The following is a 19288-nucleotide window of genomic DNA, read 5'->3' as shown; positions in this document are numbered from 1 at the left end:
GCGATCAGGATAGCCGCCTTCTATTCCTCAAACGCACCGAGATCCTGAGCATAGCGCTTCGTCATCGCCAGACCCACTTCACTCGGGCGAAGCGCCGGTGCGCGGTCAAAGATGGGGATTCCGGCACGCTCCCCGAAAAGACGCTTGCCGTAGCAAAGCAGGTTCTCGATCCCCTGCATGGTAAAGACGACCGCCGGCAGCATGCGACGATAGTCCTCGTCCGCCTGTTCATCCCATCCGTCGCAAAAAAACTCGTAAACCCGAACGGCATAGTCGATGCAATCCGGTGCCAAGATCAGGCCACGACAACCGGCGCGCAGATTGTCCGGCAGCTCCAGCCCTGCCCTGCCGTTGAAGACCGGAAGCGTTCCATCGGTCACCTCGATCAGCGTCGCGATATCGACGACGGGGCCTTCCCCCTTCACCAGTCGGATATTCGGATGCTGCTGAACCAGATCGCGAATATCGGTGGCCGACAAGCCGCACCCCATCAGCGCCGGGGCATTCTGGATGGCGACGGGAAGGTCGGTCTGGTCGGCCACACGACCGAAGAACTGCATATATTCGCGGGCTGAAAACTGCCCGATCATCGGCGGCTGCAGGATCAGCCAGTCGGCGCCGACTTTGGCCGCATGGCGGGCCTGGCGGACCTGCTCGTCGACGGAGGACCCGAAGATCGTCAGTGCCACCGGAACCCGGCCGGCAGTATCCTCGACGACCCATTCCATCACCGCCAGGCGCTCGTTCTCGCCAAGCTTTGAGGCCTCGGTCGCAAGGCCGAGCGCCGCCATGCCGTGCACGCCGCTCGCAAGACAAAGCTCGACCTGCCGGCGCATGGCGTTTCGATCGAGCTTCTCATGCCTGTCGAACAGGGCGTAGAGGATGGCGTGAATGCCGTGCAGATCATCAATCCGGAAATCGTTCACATCCGCCTCCTCAATGGCTTTCGCGGGGAACGGCGTGGCCGCGGCAACCAATCAGAAAGTCGAGATCGGCGCCCTTGTCCGCCTGCATCACGCGCTCGACATAGAGACCCTGATATCCGCCGGCCATCTCCGGCTTCGGCGCCGACCATCGCGCCCGTCGGCGCGCAAGTTCACCGTCATCTACGTCGAGATGCAGCCGGCGGCCCTCGACGTCGAGTTCGATCCAGTCACCTTCTTCGACAAGCGCCAGCGTGCCGCCGACCGCCGCCTCGGGCGCGACATGCAGGACAACCGTGCCGAAGGCGGTCCCGGACATGCGCGCATCCGATATCCGGACCATGTCGCGCACGCCCTTCTTGAGAAGCTTTTGCGGTAGCGCCATGTTGCCGACCTCGGCCATGCCGGGATATCCCCTCGGGCCGCAATTCTTCAGAACCATGATGCTGTTTTCGTCGATCTGAAGCTGCGGATCGTCGATCCTTCGCTTGTAGTCATCGATGGTTTCGAAGACCACGGCGCGGCCGCGATGCTGCATCAGTCCCGGCGACGCCGCCGAAGGTTTGAGGATCGCTCCATGGGGGGCCAGATTGCCCTTCAGCACGACGATGCCGCCCTGCTGCGTCAACGCTTTGTCACGAGGACGAATAACATCTGGATTGTAGTTTTCGGCAGCCTCGATATTGGTGCCGACGCTTCGCCCGGTGACTGTCAGACAGTCGAGATCGAGCATATCGGCAATTTCCTTCATAACGGCCGGCAGGCCGCCGGCGTAGCAGAACTCCTCCATGAGGTACTGGCCCGAAGGCATCAGGTTGAGGATTGTCGGCACGTCGCGGCCAAAACGGTCCCAGTCGTCGAGCGTCAGCTCCGTGCCGACACGGCCTGCAATCGCCAGGAGATGGACGACCGCGTTGGTCGAGCCACCGATCGCGCCATTGATACGGATGGCATTGGCAAAGGCCTGGCGCGTCAGGACTTGCGACGGGCGCAAGTCCTCGGCAACCATCTCAACGATCCGGCGGCCGGTCAGCCGCGCGAGCCGCGCGCGATGCGCATCGACGGCCGGATAGGCTGCGTTGCCGGGAAGTGCGAGCCCAAGAGCCTCGGCCATAGAGGCCATGGTGGAGGCGGTGCCCATGGTCATGCAATGACCGGGCGAGCGGGACATGGCGCTTTCGGCGGCCATGAAATCCGCAGGCGACATGACCCCGGCGCGAACATCCTCGGAAAACTTCCAGACATCAGTGCCCGAGCCGATCGTGCGACCCTTCAGCCGGCCATTCAGCATCGGTCCGCCCGAAATGACGATCGCAGGCAGATCGCAAGATGCAGCCCCCATGACCAGCGATGGCGTGGTCTTGTCGCAGCCGGCCATCAGCACGACGCCATCCATCGGATTGCCGCGAATGGCTTCCTCGACATCCATCGATGCCAGGTTGCGAAACAGCATCGCCGTTGGACGCAGGTTCGATTCACCACAGGAGAAGACTGGAAACTCCAGCGGCAAGCCGCCGGCTTCCAGGACGCCAGCCTTGATCTGCTCGACCAGCCCGCGGAAATGGGCATTGCAGGGTGTCAATTCAGAGAAGGTGTTGCAGATGCCGATGACCGGCCGGCCATCGAAGGCATCATCGGGCAAACCGTTGTTCTTCATCCAGCTGCGATGAATGAACGCGTCCTTGTCCAGTCCCCCGAACCAGCTTTGCGATCTCAGTTTCCGGGACATGGGTCATTCCTCCGATTTTCTTCGTAATTCGTATTCTCATATAATCGGAGTTATTAATCGTCAAGCAAAGACGGCATGAAATTCGCACGGCAAACCCGACGAATCCGTAGGCGCGGTGCCACTGCCTCACATGTGCGGCCGGGCATAAAATTGATATTGAGGCTCATAAGCGAAACGACCCGGCCGCAAGCATCTGCGGCCGGGTCGTTATCAAAACCAGCGAAGCATTGAGCGGCGATGACGCCCGATCAGACGGGGTGGTGCAGAACGCTCAGGCCACCGTCGATCGTCAGGCATGTGGCGTTCATGAAGGGGCATTCGTCCGAGATCATGAACAGTGCGGCAAGCGCGATCTCTTCCGCCGTGGCGATGCGGCCGCCGGGATGCAATTTCATTGTCGCGGCCTCGGCTGCAACCGGATCGGGGAAACTGTTCCAGTATTCTGTCGCCTTCTGGGTCCGGACATAGCCCGGCGCCAGTGCGTTCACCCGCACGCCCTGCGGCGCGTATTCGATGCCGAGAGACTTGGTCATGCCCAACAGAGCATGCTTGGCCACCGGATAGGGGAACGTGTGCGGAATGATGGTGAAAGCGTGGGTCGAGGCGATGTTGAGGATCACGCCGCCGCCCTGGCCGATCATGCCGGGGAGCACCGCCTTTGCGCAGTTCCATGCGCCCTTCAGATTGATATCAAAGCAGCGCTGCCATTCCGCGTCGCTGGTTTCCAGCGGCTCGTAGAAAACATTGACACCGGCATTGTTGATCAGCGCGTTGATCGGGCCGATCTCGGCTGCGGCGCGTTCGACGGCCGCGGAAATTGCCGTGGCATCGGTGATGCTGGCGACGGCATAACCGATGGTCGCCCCACCCATCTTCAAAATCTCGGCCTCTGCCTCCAGCAAGCCGCCATCAAGGTCGACGAGAAACAGGTTTGCGCCTTCACTGGCGCAGGCCCGCGCGATTGCAAGGCCGATGCCCTGCGCCGCACCGGTGATCATAATCCGCTTGCCCTTGAGCCGGTTCGCCATCGCATTAGCCTCCTGCATCACCACTCGGCAAAGCTGCCATCTTCATGACGCCAGATCGGGTTGCGCCAGCGATGGCCTTCCTTGGCGCGTTCGATGACGTAGGCCTCATCGACTTCGATGCCGAGGCCCGGCCCCTGCGGGATGGAGACAAAGCCATCCGCATACTCGAAGACCTCCTTGTTGGAGATATAGTCGAGGATGTCGTTGCTCTTGTTGTAATGAATGCCGAGGCTCTGCTCCTGGATGAAGGCGTTGTAGCTGACGGCATCGACCTGCAGGCAGGCGGCAAGGGCGATCGGGCCAAGAGGGCAATGCGGCGCCAGCGCGACATCATAGGCCTCCGCCATCGCCGCGATCTTGCGGCATTCCGTGATACCACCGGCATGGGAAAGATCCGGTTGAATGATATCGACGAAACCGTCGGACAGGACCTGCTTGAAGTCCCAGCGCGAATAGAGCCGCTCCCCGAGCGCGATCGGCGTCGAAGTGTGATTGACGATGTCGCGCAGGGCGTCCTTGTTTTCCGACAGAACCGGTTCTTCGATGAACATCAGCTTGTAGGGATCGAGCTCCTTAGCCAGCACCTTTGCCATCGGCTTGTGCACGCGCCCATGGAAATCGACGCCTATGCCGATGTAAGGCCCGACCGCTTCGCGAATTGCAGCAATAGTCTGGACAGCTTTTTCGACCTTGTCGTAGCTGTCAACGATCTGCATCTCCTCGCAGCCGTTGAGCTTGATCGCCTTGAACCCGTGGGCGACGACGTCCCTCGCATTGTTGGCGACATCGGCCGGCCGGTCGCCGCCGATCCAGGAATAGACCTTGATCTTGTCACGGACCTGACCGCCGAGCAGCGAATGGACCGGCTGGCCGAGCGCCTTGCCCTTGATATCCCAGAGCGCCTGATCGATGCCGGAGATTGCGCTCATGTGAACCGCACCGCCACGATAGAAACCGCCGCGATACATGACGTTCCAGTGATCCTCGATCAGGAACGGATCCTTGCCGACGATGTAATCTTCCAGTTCGTGCACGGCGGCCTGGACCGTCAACGCGCGGCCCTCGACCACAGGCTCTCCCCAGCCGACAATACCTTCATCCGTCTCGACCTTCAGGAACAGCCAGCGCGGCGGAACGATATAGGTGGTGAGCTTGGTGATTTTCATGCGACTTGACCTTGTGGATATGGGAGTGAGACTGGGGCTGGCAGCCAAACTGGGCTCAGGCCGAAGGTGGCACCGGGTGCCGGGTCACGGCAATGGAGAGATCACGGGCGGCGATCTCCAGCATGCGGCGTGAACATTCCCGGGCGGCGACCTTGTCGCGCATGCGCAAGGCCTCGACCAGCATCCTGTGGATATCGACGGCCTCGTCTCTCGCATCGGCCGCTTCATTGGAAGCGTGCAGCGAAAACTCCAGCGCCGCCTGGATGATGCTCGATAGCTGAACAAAAACCTGGTTGTGGCTGGCCTTCAACAGGCCCGCATGAAAGGCGACATCCGCCTGCGTAAAGCGTTCCACATCGCCTTCGGCATTGCGCATCTGCTGCCAGGCGCGCTCAATCTCGGCAATCTCCTGCACCGTTGCGCGCTCGGCCGCGAACTCCGCCGCGAAAGGCTCGATCGCCCGGCGCGCATCCAGAATGCAGGTCAGCAGGTCAAACTCGAAAATCCGCGCGCCGATCCATTCCAGGACCTGCTGATCAAGAATATTCCATTCATCCTTGCCACAGACGATCGTCCCCACACGCGAGCGCCCGCGCACCAGACCCTTTGATTCCAGAATCTTCAGCGATTCCCGGATGACGGTACGGCTCACGCCGTACCGGTCGCAAAGCTCGTTTTCGGTGGGAAGATAGGTGCCGACCGGAAAGACATCGGCGCAGATGTCCGTCGCGATGGTCCGCGTTACGTTTTTCTGCACGCGGGGCCGCCGGCCCGGCTTTTCGCCCGAAACCGCCAACGGTTGCTCTTGTTGTCCCTGCACCACCATCTCCACCCCATCGTTGCACGCAAAGTGCACTGCGATGCTTATCGCAGTTTGATTTTTGTGGCGACCATCTACGATCCGCCGCCAATACACTCTCCAATGTCATACACAGATATATCAATCATCATACAAAGGCAATTGACTCGTATGATGTTTCATCCTACAAAAAAGGAACTGCAGGGAGCAGTTTCCATTGGGAGAGAGAACATGCGCTTTATCAAAGCAGCCATACTGGCTGGCACCGTTGCCGTTTTCGCCGCGACATCCGCCTTCGCCGCAGATGTGAAAATCGGGTTCATCGTCAAGCAGCCTGAGGAGCCCTGGTTCCAGGACGAGTGGAAATTCGCTGACCAAGCAGCCAAGGAAAAGGGCTTCACCCTCGTCAAGATTGGCGCAGAGGACGGTGAAAAGCTCCAGTCGGCCATCGACAACCTTGGTGCCCAAGGCGCGCAGGGCTTCATCGTCTGCACGCCGGACGTCAAGCTCGGACCGGGCATCGTTGCCAAGGCCGCAGCAAACGACCTGAAGGTCATGACCGTCGATGACCGGCTGGTCAATGCAGACGGCAGCCCGATTGAAGACGTCCCGCATATGGGCATTTCCGCCACCAAGATCGGCGAGGCCGTCGGCCAGACGATCGTCGATGAAATCAAGAAGCGCGGCTGGGACATGAAGGACGTCGGCGCGATCCGCGTTTCCTACGACCAGCTCCCGACCGCCGTTGATCGTGTCGAAGGCGCTCTTTCGGTGCTGAAGGCAAACGGCTTCCCGGAAGCCAACATCTTCGATGCGCCCCAGGCCAAGACCGATACGGAAGCAGCGCTCAATGCATCGACGGTTGTTCTCAACAAGAACGCCGGCATCAAGAAGTGGGTTGCCGTCGGCCTGAACGACGAAGCCGTCCTCGGCGCCGTGCGCGCCACCGAGAGTGTCGGCATCCCCGCCGACAGCATGATCGGCGTTGGCATCGGCGGCGCGGATTCCGCGATCAACGAATTCAAGAAGCCGTCCGCGACCGGTTTCTTCGGAACCGTGATCATCTCGCCGAAGCGTCACGGCTATGAGACCGCCCTCAACATGTACGACTGGATTGCCAACGGCAAGGAGCCGGAAAAGCTGATCCTGACAGCTGGCCAAATCGCATTGCGCGACAATTATGAAACAGTACGCAAGGACCTCGGCATCGAGTAATCGATAGACCGATGCAAACAACCCGGCGGCCAGAGGTCGCCGGGTTCCCGTTGCGGAGCGCCGTTATGCAGGACTTTCTAGAATTCCAATCGATATCCAAGGGATATCCGGGCGTACAAGCCCTGGCCGATGTCTCGTTCTCCATCAAGAAAGGTGCGGTTCACGGCCTGATGGGTGAGAACGGCGCCGGCAAATCGACATTGATCCGGGTCCTCTCGGGGGACCAGAGCGCCGATACGGGCGAAATCCACATTGGTGGCGAGCAGCAGGTCTACAAGTCTGTCCGCGATGCCTTTCAGGCCGGGGTGATCGTCATCCACCAGGAGCTTCAGCTGGTCGCCGAGCTGACCGTTGCCGAAAACCTCTGGCTCGGTCGTTTCCCGGCGAAAGCCGGCGTGCTCGACAAGCGCAAGCTGATCGGCATCGTGACTGAGAAGCTCACCGAGATGGGCATCGATGTCGATCCGACGGCGAAAGTCGCATCGCTCTCCATCGGCGAACGCCAGATGGTCGAGATAGCCAAGGCCGTGATGGTCGACGCGCGCGTCATCGCATTGGATGAGCCGACCTCCTCTCTGTCTTCCCGGGAAAGCGAAATCCTGTTCTCGCTGATCGACCGGTTGCGCGCGAACGGCACCGTCATTCTGTATGTTTCACACCGGCTCGACGAAATCTTCCGCCTCTGCGACAGCCTGACTGTGCTGCGCGATGGCAAGCTCGCAGCCCATCATCCCGACATTTCGCAGGTGACGCGCGATCAGATCATCGCCGAGATGGTCGGACGCGAAATCGCCAATATCTGGGGATGGCGGGAGCGCCCCTTGGGCGCGACGCGGCTGGAGATCAAAAGCCTCGCCGGTCCCAAGCTCCCCCATCCGATCAATTTCAAGGTGCGAAAAGGCGAGATCCTCGGCTTCTTCGGGCTGATTGGTGCCGGCCGCAGCGAAATGGCGCGGCTTCTCTATGGCGCGGATGCTCGATCGCAAGGGACGGTCACGGTGGACGGAACAACGGTCACCGCCAATAGCCCCGCGCATTCGATCCGCGCCGGTGTGGTTCTGTGCCCGGAGGACCGCAAGCTGGACGGCATCATTCAGGGCCGGTCCATCGAGGAAAACATGGCGATTTCCTCGCGCCGCCATTTCTCCCCCTTCGGCATCCTCAATCCGAAGAAGGAAGGCGAGCTGGCCGACACGTTCATCGCCAAGCTGCGCGTGCGCACGCCGTCGCGTAGGCAGGACATCATCAACTTGTCCGGCGGCAACCAGCAGAAGGTCATCCTCGGCCGCTGGCTTTCCGAGCAGGGCGTCAAGGTGCTGCTGATCGATGAGCCAACGCGCGGCATCGACGTCGGCGCCAAGTCGGAAATCTACGAAATCCTTTACGAGCTCGCCGCACAAGGCATGGCAATCATCGTCATATCCAGCGAACTGCCCGAGATCATGGGCATCACCGACCGGATCGCCGTGATGTGCGAAGGCCGCATCGCCGCCGAGATAGAACGTGCCGATTTCGACGAGCGGCGGATACTCGCCGCCGCCCTGCCGGACGTTTCGAACGCCAACGACCTACCCATTCAACAGGTACAAAGCCGATGACATCATTAAAAAAACTCCTTCTCGGCGAGCAGGGACTGGTCGTCATTTTCGCCCTCGCCTTTGCGGTCGTCTCGGTGACGGTTCCCAACTTTCTGACCGAGCGCAACATGCTCGGCCTGCTGCAGTCCGTGGTCACGATCGGCATCGTCGCCTGCACCATGATGTTCTGTCTGGCGTCCCGCGACTTCGATCTTTCCGTCGGCTCGACAGTCGCATTTTCCGGCATGATCGCCGTCATGGCGTCGAACGCCACCGGATCGATCGTTCTTGGCCTGCTGGCTGCGCTGGTCTGCGGCGGGTTCGTCGGCCTCGTCAACGGCGTGGTGATTGCCCGTTTCCGCATCAATGCGCTGATCACCACCCTTGCGACCATGCAGATCGTTCGCGGCCTGGCCCTGATCACGTCCGACGGTCGAGCCGTCGGCATCAACGATCCCGGTTTCTATCAACTGGCACTGTCTAAATTCCTCGGAGTGCCGACGCCGATCTGGGTCATGGGCGCGCTTTTCCTGGCTTTCGGATTTCTGCTGAACCGCACCGTCTTTGGCAAGAATACGCTCGCAATCGGCGGTAATCCAGAAGCATCGCGGCTGGCTGGTGTCAATGTCATCCGCATGCGCATCTGGATCTTCACGCTGCAGGGGCTCGTCTGCGGTATCGCCGGTGTGTTGCTGGCCTCCCGCATCACATCCGGTCAGCCAAATGCGGCAACCGGGCTTGAGCTCTCGGTCATTTCAGCCTGCGTTCTCGGCGGCGTTTCGCTGGCCGGCGGGCGCGCAGCCATGGCTGGCGTCATCGTCGGCGTGCTGATCATGGGCATTGCTGAAAATGTCATGAACCTTCTGAACATCCAGGCCTTCTACCAATACGTGGTTCGCGGACTAATCCTGCTGCTCGCAGTTCTGCTTGACAACCTGCGCTCCGTGGCCGCCGGGCGGCGGGGGTAAGCCGGGTATGGCAGGACGTTCTGCATCTGCAGAACGACAATCTCTTGGTGGAAGTGAGCCGCTTCGGCGGCTCGCTTCTCTCCGGACACTATCGCGGAATACCCTTTCTGCAACCAACACCGACCGAGGGGATCGCCTCGCAACGACATGGCGCCGAGGCAAGTTTCCCGCTAGTGCCCTACGGCAACCGGATCGAGGCGAACGCCTTCGAGTTCGCCGGCAAACGCTTCACGATGCAGCCCAACACCGCCGATCCGTTCTGTCTGCACGGCGATGGCTGGCTTGCCGAGTGGGAGGTTATAGCGCAAACCGGAAGCCAGGCAGTGCTGCTTTATGTGCGCCGCGCGGAACCACCAAGCCCATACAGCTACGAGGCCATCCAGACCGTGCGGCTCGACGACGATGGCGTGGCACTTTCGCTGAGCGTGACCAACAAATCCGATGCCGCGCTGCCGTATGGTCTGGGCTTCCATCCCTTCTTCCCCCGCACCCCGCGAACACGGCTAAAGGCGCAGGCCGAACGGTATTGGACCGAACGGGCCGGGCATTTGCCCGACATGCCCGTGGCTGTCCCGGCAGGACTGGATTTTACGACCTCAAAGCCCCTCCCCGGACACTGGATCAACAATGCCTATGACGGCTGGAACGGCCAGGCTTGGATAGAGTGGCCTGAATACGGGCTTGGTCTCTCGCTGGCAGTCGACGGCATCTTCCGGTGCTTCATGATCTATTCGCCGGAGGCCGATGCCGACTTCTTCTGCTTCGAGCCCATGAGCCACCTGCCCAACGCCCACAGCATGTCGTCAGGCGCAGGGTTAATGATGCTGCGGCAGGAACAGAGCTTCTCTTGTAGCATCTATCTGCGCCCGGTGGTGTTATCAGGGTGAGGGTCTGGATATCGAGGTTGTGGGACGGACTGTGAGTGATGGCGCAATCGAAAACCGTGAACTATTTATCCTAAGGTAATCAGTCCACCGGCGGTGGGATATGCCATCGACCTGTGTGACAGGATCCCTGACGAAATCGAGCATCCACACCGTATAGAGGTCCGTATTTCATGAGCACTCTCCTTGGGCGCCCTAGCTTCGCCCTCGTTTCTTCCAGGCTTCTCTTGTCTGCAGATTGCTTAATGTTGAGACGCAGTGGCATCGAGCGCGTCGAAGAGCTTGGGCTGAGAGCGGTGGGTGGGAATTCGGCACCACGGTCGAAGCGCATTCGCGAAACTTTTGTAGCCGGTGGAAGTCGCGTGCAGCGTCGCTACGGCGCCGGCCATCTTGAGGCAGCTTGATTAGATCCGTATCGTCTGGACCATGACATCCTGCCCCCCATCAGACTTTTTCGATCGCAATGCCTCGCATGTTGCCGCCGATTTGATCGGCTGGCAATTTCTGATCGACGAGGTCGGCGGCGCTATCGTGGAAACCGAGGCTTACGCCATTGATGATCCGGCCTCGCACAGTTTTTCCGGGAAGACCCTGAGCAATCGCTCCATGTTTGGCCGGCCCGGTAGTATCTATATCTACCGCTCCTATGGCCTCCACTGGTGCCTAAACTTTGTGTGCGAACCGGGAAGCGCCGTATTAATCCGGGCGTTGCGTCCCCTCCAAGGTATCGAAGTCATGCAACAACGCCGCGGTCTGCAAGATATCCGCCGCCTATGCAGTGGTCCCGGCCGCCTCTGCCAAGCTCTGGCCATTACCGGAAGCATGGACGGGCTGGCACTCACTAGCGAGATCTGTACACTCATCGCAACAGGAACGACGCCGGATGTGGAAATCGGCAGTCGGATTGGCATCACGAAAGGTGCTGATATCCCGTGGCGTTTTGGCGAGCGCGGCTCGCCCTTCCTCAGCAAGAAGTTCTAGCAAGCCCCGCATTCGCATCTCAGCAGTCAGCGACGCCTCGTCTTCAGATGTCAACCAAAAGTGATGCATAGAGATGCTGAATCTCCGTCATGGAGTTTCACCCGCAGCAATGCCCCAGAATTCGTGATGCAGACCGGGGGCCTTTTACGGTCGCGGTCTCCTCGCGGAGAGAACCACTCAAGGGGGTGGCAGCTTTAAAAACACGGGTGAACTGGCTGAAGATCTAGAGGTTAGAGAGGCGTGCAGTATTGGCGCGACATCCTCGAGCAAGGCCCCACCTCTAAAATTAATTTGCTGATGGAGGCACGCGAATGGCGTACGACTGGAATGACGAGCGGACTCGGCACTTCGTTATCGCAAGGCGGCTCCTCGTCGGCGGTCTGGCGGCGATCGTGTTTGCCATCGCCTGTGTTTTGCTCACCGGCCTGCGATAAGTCGCAAGACCTCCCCTGCTCGCCTGAATTCAGGCTTTATTCGAAAAGTAAAAGGTTCTGTCTGCAATTGGCAGATAGGGTTTGCGGAAACTTCGCAGATCAGTTCTACACGCCGGTTCCAACTGCGATGCTTCTCCAGGCCTTCCACTACGCGCTCAACGTCGCCCTTCTGCATGAAGGTCTGCCCCAGCCTTTTTATATTGTGCATTGCAGCAACCAACTGCGGTGCAGTGCGTTGAGCTTTGCGAGCTCCCGCATTGGAGCAGGAGAAAGCAAATGCGATCGATTTCCGACACCATTGCAAGACTGGCCAAAATGCGGTCCGCCCATTCCGTGAGTAATCCCGTAGAGGACCGATTGACCGACCTCGGTCGGTTCGGTTCGAACCGGGGAGAACTGGACGCCAAACTCCACATGCCGAACGGGCTTCTACCCCGTTCAGCCCTGGTTGTTGTGCTTCACGGCTGCACGCAGTCGGCTGCCGCGTACGACTACGCCTCAGGATGGTCCCGCCTCGCGGATGACTACGGGTTCGCCGTTCTCTTCCCTCAGCAAAGGCGGGCCAACAATGCAAATACCTGCTTCAACTGGTTCCTTCCCGGTGACATCGGGAAAGATCAGGGCGAGGCATTTTCGATACGCCAGATGATCGAGACCACCATCGCCCGATATGAAATCGATCGGAACCGCATCTTCATCACTGGCTTGTCTGCGGGTGGAGCAATGACAAATGTCATGCTCGCGACCAATCCAGACATGTTCGCGGGCGGCGCAATTATCGCGGGCCTTCCGTATGGCACGGCTTCAACCATTCCCGAAGCATTCGACCGGATGCGCGGACAAGGGCTGCCTCCCATCGACAAGTTACAATCACTCCTGCGGAGCGCATCCGATCACAAGGGCGAGTGGCCGGCAATCTCCGTGTGGCAGGGAACAAGTGACACCACGGTTCTTCCGGCGAACGCGCTGGCGATTGTCGATCAATGGCGCGGCGTACACGGCGTCGCGGTCAAGGCCGATATCGGCGAAATGGTAGACGGACATATTCGGCAGACCTGGGCGGCGTCCGACGGTCGGGAAGTAATCGAATTCTTCAGCATCAAAAACATGGGACACGGCACCCCACTCGATACCCGCACGGGATACGGACGTGCCGCGCCATATATGCTGGACGTCGGCATCTCCTCGACGCTGCATATCGCCCGTTCGTGGGGTTTAATTGCATCATTCGAGAAACGTGTCGAAAAGAATACCGAACGTCCCTCCCCCGACCCATGGGCCGGAATTCCTGCTGCCCCCAACTACGGTCAACCGACGAGCGGTATCCAGAAGACCATCGAAGATGCCCTGCGTGCGGCGGGCTTGATGAAGTAGGCGATGGACGGAATTGCTTCTTGAGCTAAACGCCGCGCAAACGACTCGGCCGTCGCCCCAATCCGATACATTGACCGCGCGCCGCGGGCCTCTGATAGTCTGCGAGAACATCCCGATTGACCAGTCGCGCGTCATCATGGCACAACCAGCGTAATCACTGCGATGGCCATCACGGCTGCCGCGCTCCAGCCCAACACGAGTGTCATCCAACCTGCCGTGAATTCCTTCATCCGGTCATGACGGCTCACCACCATCATCATTGCCACCATGATGGGCACGGCGACGAAGCCGTTGATGACCGCGCTCCAGAAATCTATTCGAACTCCCGGCCGAGCCCAAGTAGTGTGGCTGCTGGCGAAGGTATCAAGGCGTATCCGCTTGAGTTCCTTGGGAGCCTGTTGCGGTGCCTTCTTGGCTGGCTCAGCGGCATCCTTGCGGTCGATCTCCTCGACCTCCTGATTGGACTGCCAAAAGAACAGATACGGGCTGATGGTTGTCCCGAGGATGGCGACGACGACGGTGAAGCTGTTGCCTGACAACGGAAACGATGGCGGAGGCCAACCATGGGTGAGATCAGCACCGACGCAATGGAGCGATGTTGGGCGGCCACTGGCTCACCTCCCCCACCGAAATATAGCCCGAAAGAAATGGCGTCGAAAGGACCGCCGCCCGTCTTTCGGAACGCTAATATACGGCCTAAGTCCCATGAGAAATATTCGAACACGATAACGCACGCTCTTACTTTGGAAGCCCCCCGGTTTCATGGTGGGTCTGCTTGATACGTTTTGCCTCGGCCTCCAGAATCGAACCGAAAGAAGGCGGCAGGTAAGCTCCTCGATGCGTTTCAATCAAAGTGCCAAAAGTTGACCAGAAACTAAAAATTGTCGGCTCGAAAGACTGGTAGTTGTCGATCGTGCAAAAGTAACTTTGATGACATTTAATAAGATTTTCGGCGTCCTCAACGCCACCGACGATTTTGCCGTATAACCCTTGGTCTTCGACCAGTTTCTCTACCGCAACATCAAATCTGGCCCGATCATTCGCCAAAATCGCCGAGTTCATTTCCGGTGACCCTACGTCGCCGATTGCGATCATCGGGATTACCTGGCCGTAAAATCGATCGATCACCTCGCCTTCCATGTGCTCTATTATATGCACACCCAAATAGACCTGCGCAGTCAAAAGTATGACTGCAAGCAAATAGCCCATTCTCCCGACCAAACCGAAAAAGTAGCGCACCGGAGCGGAGTACGTACGTAGTTTCATATTATCACACCGGAATCCATTGCGTTCACAGCACGTGGCCCGACATATATCCTCGGAGTGTAGATTAAAACTGCATTTGTAGTCGACCGTCGGGGGTATCAGGCTTGCCCGCCTCGCGAACGCTTTATCGCGCTCCCCCGCAACACAACCGCAAACACAGGAAAACGCCCCGCGCGCGTGTAAGCATTAGCTGCTTTTGGCGCTGATTGCACCATACTCCCCGTGTGCACCCAAGTTCACACTAAGGCACGCACCTGGATCAATACGACCGCAAACGACTTCATGCAGCAGATAGACTCCTACATCCAGTGGTACAATCAGCATCGCATAAAACTCTCACTGGGCGGCATTAGCCCCGCCGAATACCTCCGGAACCTGGGAATTGCAGCATAAGCAGTCCAAGAATTTGTCCGCACTTCCCTCGGTAGGCCTTGCACGCCTTAGGATGGAATCCATAATGGCGGCCCAGGTCGATGAGAGCACGGTTGTAGATGATGCCCTCCGTCTGACCTTCGCCGATAACGGCCGTCTTCATCCGGTCGTAGAGCACCTCCCGCGGCGCACCACCAATCGCCTCGAAAGCGGCGATGTGGCAACGGAGGACGGTCGGCAGGTTCTGATGCATGACGAAGCGTGCCCAGATGAGGCGGCTGTGACCCAACACCATCGAGAACAACCAGACGATCCTTGGCGTGATTGGCTCGTCGGTGAAAACGACATGGAACTGGGCGAAATCGACTTGGGCCTGTTCGCCTGGCGGCGTCTCGAAGCGAACTTTGAAACCTGGATTTGCCGGAGGTCGCACGTCACGAAGAAAGTCTGTGACGGCGGTGTAACCGCCGGCATAACCTCGATCCCGGAGTTTTCGGGGAACCGACTGCCAGTGAGACCGGGATAGGCTTCACCCGCTCCCGCAGGTATGAAGCGAACGGATCGATAACCGTCGCGCGAGGCTTTCTCGGTCCATAAGCCGTGACCTCGATGCCTCGTTCAATGTATTTGCGCACCGTCTTGCGTTCGATGCCTGTTTCCCTGGAAATAGCCGACACCGTCAGCCCCTGCTGATGCAGATCCAGGATCATGATCGTCTCCCTCAGCTTGATCACCAATGTCCCCCTTCCGACCATCGGAAGGAGTATCTGCGATGACGCGCCACTGGTCTTCCGGGGCGCGCCCCGGAAGACCAGTGGCCGCAGCACCTGGGGAAGATTCAAACGGCGCTAATGGGGAGTATTGCTCCGGTACTGACACCAACCGTGGTCTCATCCATCGAGATCCGGAATTCCTGGAAGATCCATTCGACCAGATCCTTGCGCCGCCACCGAACGACACCGTGGATAGCCGGGATCGGACCACGCTCTACAATCTTGGCCATGGCCTGCCGCTGATTATCATTCAGCTTGGGCCGATTGCCGGGAGCCTTGCCGTTGAGGAGCCCAGCCGACCCGTGTTCAATGAAACGAATGACCCAATCGCGAACAATCTGCAAGGTCACGCCTCCGATCCGGGCCGCATCTGTACGCGAGCCGCCATCATAAATTTCCGCCAACGCCGGAAGCCGTCGCGCTTGAGCGGCATCCTTGGTCCCTTTCGCCAACTGCCGCAGAGCAGGACCATCAAAGTCATCGCGCGATGCAATCGCCCAACCCATTCTAGACCACGAAGAAATCCGCGTTGGTGAGCGACAAGTTGGCACTCAGCGTCGCGAAGTGTATGCCCCCGCCGGCTTTGTTGCCGTTGGCGTCATAGTAGAGTTCGCCTGTGTCCTTCTCGTAAATGATGCGGTCGTCGCTGTCGCCGGCAAGGCCAGTCGCATTGGACGCGAAGGCACCGGATGCAAGCGTCCCCACCGCAGCCAGTGCCGTGAAGACGGCGTTCTCAAGGCGGATGGTGTCGGCGGCGACGTTGTAGTCGGTGATCTTGTCGAAGTTCGTGGTTGAGTTGAGTCCACTGTTGAACAGAAAGGTGTCACTTCCTGCACCGCCCGAGAGGGTGTCGTTGCCACTTCTGCCGTTGATGATATTGGCGCCGGCATTGCCGGTAATCGTCTGGATGAAATCATTGCCGGTGAGGTTGATCGCTGTTGTACCCGCACTCGACGTCGTCGACAGCTTCTCGACATAAGCAAAGGACGAAAGTGCATAACTGACGCTCGTAGCGACCCAATCCGACGTGCCGCCATTCGAGCTTTCAACGACGATATCACCGGCGTTGTCGACCGTGTAGGTGTCGTTGCCAGCGCCACCGCTCATCGTATCGGCACCGCCCTTGCCATCGATCTTGTTGGCGCCGGCATTGCCGGTAATCGTCTGGGCGATCCCGTTCCCAGTCAGGTTAATTGCCGTTGTCCCGGAAATCGTCGTCGTCGAAAGTTTCTCGACATAGGCCGACGATGAAAGGGCGTAACTGACATTCGTCGCAACTTTATCAGAAGTACCATCGGTCGATTTTTCAATGACGACATCACCGGCATTGTCGACATAATAGATGTCGTTGCCGTCAATGCCCGACATCGTGTCGGCGCCGGCCTTGCCATCGATCTTATTGGCGCCCGCGTTTCCAGTAATTGTCTGGGCAATGCCGTTCCCGGTAAGGTTGATCGCTGTCGTGCCTGAACTTGACGTCGTCGACAACTTCTCGACATAGGCCGACGGTGAGAGTGCATAACTGACGCTCGTGGCAACCCAGTCGGACGTGCCGCCCGTCGAGCTTTCAACGACGACATCACCGGCATTGTCGACATAATAGGTGTCGCTGCTGCCGCCGCCAGTCATCGTATCAGCGCCGCCCTTACCATCGATCTTGTTGGCGCCCGCGTTGCCGGTAATCGCCTGGGCGATGCTGTTGCCGGTGAGGTTGATCGCTGTTGTCCCGGTGCTCGAGGTCGTCGACAGCTGCTCGATATAAGCCGACGTTGAAAGTGCATAGCTGACCCTCGTGGCAACTTTATCAGAAGTACCATCGGTCGAGCTTTCGACGACAACATCGCCGGCATTATCGACAATGTAAGTGTCATTGCCGGAGCCACCGCTCATCGTATCTGCGCCGCCCTTTCCATCGATCCTGTTGGCACCGGCATTGCCCGTGATGTTGTCGACCCCGGCCGAGCCGATGACGTTCTGGAAATTTCCGACGCCCCCCGTGCCCGTGGCTGCGCCGGTGAGAAGGTTGATCGCGGCGCCCGACCCAAAGGTCGAATAGTCGAGCGTGTTGGTGCCGCCTTCGCCGTCGGTGAGGCCGTTAATAGTCGAGGAAGCACCGATGACAAGTGTGTTGTTGCCGTCGCCGAAGCGGATGGCGGTGCCGCCACCTCCAGAGATCATGCCGTTGTTGGTGATGGTGTCGGCGAGCACGCTGATGATGCGGATACCGACGGAGTTGGTGCCCGATATGATGCCGTTGTTGATTATGGTCGTTAGGAACGGCGCGTTACCCTGTGAGCTGTCGTCGATCAGGATGCCGAGGCCGAGCCCTGTAATCAAAGCGCCGGCGAAGTTGGTGAACGTGCCGCCGCCGGCCGCGATGCCTTCGCTAGTGTTCGGTAGCCCGTCAGACCCGTGGCCGCCGGCGCCGGTGCCCCGGATAGTGCCGTAATTTTCGATTGTCGCCTGGCCGTCGATGTCGATGCCGTCGCCATCGCCGTCATTGATGCCATCAGGGCCCCCCGGCGTGAGACCGCTGGTGTCGGAACCGGCGCTATCGCTAAAGTTGCCGCTGATCGTTCCGAAATTGGTAACCGTGCCGTCGCCGTCGAGTCCGACTCCGGATCCGTTACGACCGTTAATAATGCCGGTGGCGTTGTTAACGACGGTGACAAAACTGCCAACGCCGCCATTGATGGCATGGCGGTCGCCGGAGATCGAGCCGCCGCTGTCGTTCTGGACCGTCCCGGTCGCGTTGTCCTCGAACTGGACGCCGTCCGATCCCTCGTAGGTCGCCGCAGTGCCGCCATCAACGTCGCCCGAGTTGATCAATGTGCCGACGCCACCGAATCGGATAGCGTCATTGACCAAGGCAAAGATATTCCCCGCGTTGGTGACGTCGGCGACGAAGGCGCCTGTGCCACCAGCAAGATCGAGTGCCTGGCCAGTCGTCGATTGAATGGTCCCGGCAGCCGAGTTGCTGATGGTGAGCGTTCCAGACGTGACGCTGCCCGCCTGGATCTGAATTGCATCGTCAACAGCTTGAATGGTGCCGGCATTGTCGATGATCGCCGTCAGCGACGCACCAACACCCGTTTCGAAACGGATCGCGCGGCCGCCGCCATTTGTGTTCTCAATCGTGCCGCTGTTGGTGATCAGAGCGCCGTCGGTCGAGGCTTGAAATCGGATTGACTGGGCGTTGGCGGAGACCGATAGGGACCCGGTCGCCTGAACCGTCACGTCGTCACTGCCGCTCATGTCGATGCGGGTCGTCTGAGTGGTGCCAGCGGTTACCGTGAATGATGTCATTTGCCTAATTCCTCTCAAGTGAGCAGATTGCCGCTATTTTTGAAACGTCAGATTGCAGGCTTGTTACGAACCAAGGGCACATCAGACATTCGGCGTCGCAGAGGTACGACGCAGCAAATTCGACTGGCGTGTTCGGGAATGTATGGAAGGGGGAGTGGTCAGGGGCAAACCGCCGGTACTTGGAAGTCGGAGCGCAGCGTGCTCGTAGCCGGCTGCGCCTAGCCGCCTCAAAGGTAAAGCACAGCCGCGAATAGCCAGACCATTCTGAAATCCCCCACCTGATGTTCCCCGTAGGGAGGATACAACACTAGTCCGGGTGAAATAGCCATGCGCTTTATTTTTTCCAACTGCTTTCTCTAAATTTTCGGAAACGTAGACACAACCCGTTGTGTGCTTGACGAACCAGAGGGTCGCGAATTGAGGCGAGTCCAATACACGCGCTGGCGCTCGCGCTCGGCACGTCTTCGATATTGTCCGGCTGTTCGACAACGCA

The 19288-nt window shown here is 59.2% G+C and carries 16 protein-coding genes and 3 pseudogenes; 8 read left to right on the top strand and 11 right to left on the bottom strand.

Annotated elements, in window-relative coordinates:
• Positions 1-20: 20 nt before the first annotated feature.
• From QO002_RS22185 to QO002_RS22165, 5 genes are all read right to left on the bottom strand, one after another.
• Positions 21-926, bottom strand: a complete 906-nt coding sequence (locus QO002_RS22185) for a dihydrodipicolinate synthase family protein (protein ID WP_307233882.1) — start codon at positions 924-926, stop codon at positions 21-23.
• Between the two features lie 10 nt (positions 927-936).
• Entirely contained in the window at positions 937-2652 is a 1716-nt protein-coding gene (gene araD, locus QO002_RS22180) for an L-arabinonate dehydratase (protein WP_307233880.1), read from the bottom strand.
• A 248-nt stretch (positions 2653-2900) separates the two neighbouring features.
• Complete coding sequence (locus tag QO002_RS22175) at positions 2901-3680, bottom strand: SDR family oxidoreductase (RefSeq protein ID WP_307233877.1); 780 nt, start codon at positions 3678-3680, stop codon at positions 2901-2903.
• Positions 3681-3697: 17 nt separating this feature from the next.
• Entirely contained in the window at positions 3698-4846 is a 1149-nt protein-coding gene (gene dgoD / locus QO002_RS22170) for a galactonate dehydratase (RefSeq protein WP_307233874.1), read from the bottom strand.
• 55 nt (positions 4847-4901) lie between these two features.
• Positions 4902-5672 carry a FadR/GntR family transcriptional regulator gene (locus tag QO002_RS22165; RefSeq protein ID WP_307233873.1) on the bottom strand — a complete coding sequence of 257 codons (771 nt, stop codon included), beginning with the start codon at positions 5670-5672 and terminating at the stop codon, positions 4902-4904.
• A gap of 204 nt (positions 5673-5876) precedes the next feature.
• On the opposite strand from QO002_RS22165, the gene QO002_RS22160 reads away from it, so the two are divergent.
• The 7 genes from QO002_RS22160 (at position 5877) to QO002_RS22130 (ending at position 13078) form a co-directional block, all read left to right on the top strand.
• Positions 5877-6860: an arabinose ABC transporter substrate-binding protein gene (locus tag QO002_RS22160; RefSeq protein ID WP_307233872.1), complete on the top strand. Its 984-nt coding sequence runs from the start codon at positions 5877-5879 to the stop codon at positions 6858-6860.
• A gap of 65 nt (positions 6861-6925) precedes the next feature.
• A complete protein-coding gene (araG, locus tag QO002_RS22155; protein ID WP_307233871.1) occupies positions 6926-8458 on the top strand; it encodes an L-arabinose ABC transporter ATP-binding protein AraG in 1533 nt (510 codons plus the stop codon).
• The gene (araH, locus tag QO002_RS22150) at positions 8455-9405 is read left to right on the top strand and encodes an L-arabinose ABC transporter permease AraH (RefSeq protein WP_307233870.1); all 951 of its coding nucleotides are present in this window, start codon (positions 8455-8457) and stop codon (positions 9403-9405) included. The genes araG and araH overlap by 4 nt, the downstream gene beginning before the upstream one ends.
• A 20-nt stretch (positions 9406-9425) precedes the next feature.
• Positions 9426-10292 carry an aldose 1-epimerase gene (locus QO002_RS22145; RefSeq protein WP_307235012.1) on the top strand — a complete coding sequence of 289 codons (867 nt, stop codon included), beginning with the start codon at positions 9426-9428 and terminating at the stop codon, positions 10290-10292.
• Positions 10293-10715: 423 nt separating this feature from the next.
• Positions 10716-11270: a DNA-3-methyladenine glycosylase gene (locus QO002_RS22140; RefSeq protein WP_307233869.1), complete on the top strand. Its 555-nt coding sequence runs from the start codon at positions 10716-10718 to the stop codon at positions 11268-11270.
• A 311-nt stretch (positions 11271-11581) separates the two neighbouring features.
• Entirely contained in the window at positions 11582-11704 is a 123-nt protein-coding gene (locus QO002_RS22135; RefSeq protein WP_307233868.1) for a hypothetical protein, read from the top strand.
• A 276-nt stretch (positions 11705-11980) separates the two neighbouring features.
• Positions 11981-13078, top strand: coding sequence for an extracellular catalytic domain type 1 short-chain-length polyhydroxyalkanoate depolymerase (locus QO002_RS22130; protein ID WP_307233867.1), 1098 nt, complete (start codon positions 11981-11983; stop codon positions 13076-13078).
• Between the two features lie 134 nt (positions 13079-13212).
• Here the strand turns inward: QO002_RS22130 and QO002_RS31190 are convergent, their stop codons facing one another.
• The 3 genes and pseudogenes from QO002_RS31190 to QO002_RS22120 form a co-directional block, all read right to left on the bottom strand.
• Positions 13213-13395 (bottom strand): divalent metal cation transporter, encoded by a 183-nt coding sequence (locus QO002_RS31190; protein ID WP_503128901.1) that lies wholly within the window; start codon positions 13393-13395, stop codon positions 13213-13215.
• Between the two features lie 42 nt (positions 13396-13437).
• Positions 13438-13635 (bottom strand): annotated as a pseudogene (locus tag QO002_RS31185) (divalent metal cation transporter); the annotation flags it as partial.
• A 181-nt stretch (positions 13636-13816) separates the two neighbouring features.
• Complete coding sequence (locus tag QO002_RS22120) at positions 13817-14344, bottom strand: hypothetical protein (RefSeq protein ID WP_307233866.1); 528 nt, start codon at positions 14342-14344, stop codon at positions 13817-13819.
• A 264-nt stretch (positions 14345-14608) separates the two neighbouring features.
• Here QO002_RS22120 and QO002_RS22115 point away from each other — a divergent pair.
• Positions 14609-14737: pseudogene (locus QO002_RS22115) on the top strand (IS3 family transposase); the annotation flags it as partial.
• A 22-nt stretch (positions 14738-14759) separates the two neighbouring features.
• Here QO002_RS22115 and istA read toward each other — a convergent pair.
• The 3 genes and pseudogenes from istA to QO002_RS22100 all read right to left on the bottom strand — a co-directional run.
• Positions 14760-15450 (bottom strand): annotated as a pseudogene (gene istA / locus QO002_RS22110) (IS21 family transposase); the annotation flags it as partial.
• A gap of 104 nt (positions 15451-15554) precedes the next feature.
• On the bottom strand, positions 15555-15995 hold the full coding sequence (locus QO002_RS22105) for a helix-turn-helix domain-containing protein (protein WP_307233865.1): 441 nt from the start codon (positions 15993-15995) through the stop codon (positions 15555-15557).
• A 1-nt stretch (position 15996) separates the two neighbouring features.
• The gene (locus tag QO002_RS22100) at positions 15997-18795 is read right to left on the bottom strand and encodes a beta strand repeat-containing protein (RefSeq protein ID WP_307233864.1); all 2799 of its coding nucleotides are present in this window, start codon (positions 18793-18795) and stop codon (positions 15997-15999) included.
• Positions 18796-19288: the final 493 nt, after the last annotated feature.

It is taken from the genome of Pararhizobium capsulatum DSM 1112, from assembly GCF_030814475.1.
GTDB classification, from domain to species: domain Bacteria; phylum Pseudomonadota; class Alphaproteobacteria; order Rhizobiales; family Rhizobiaceae; genus Pararhizobium; species Pararhizobium capsulatum.
This window is presented reverse-complemented; position numbering and strand designations above follow the sequence as displayed.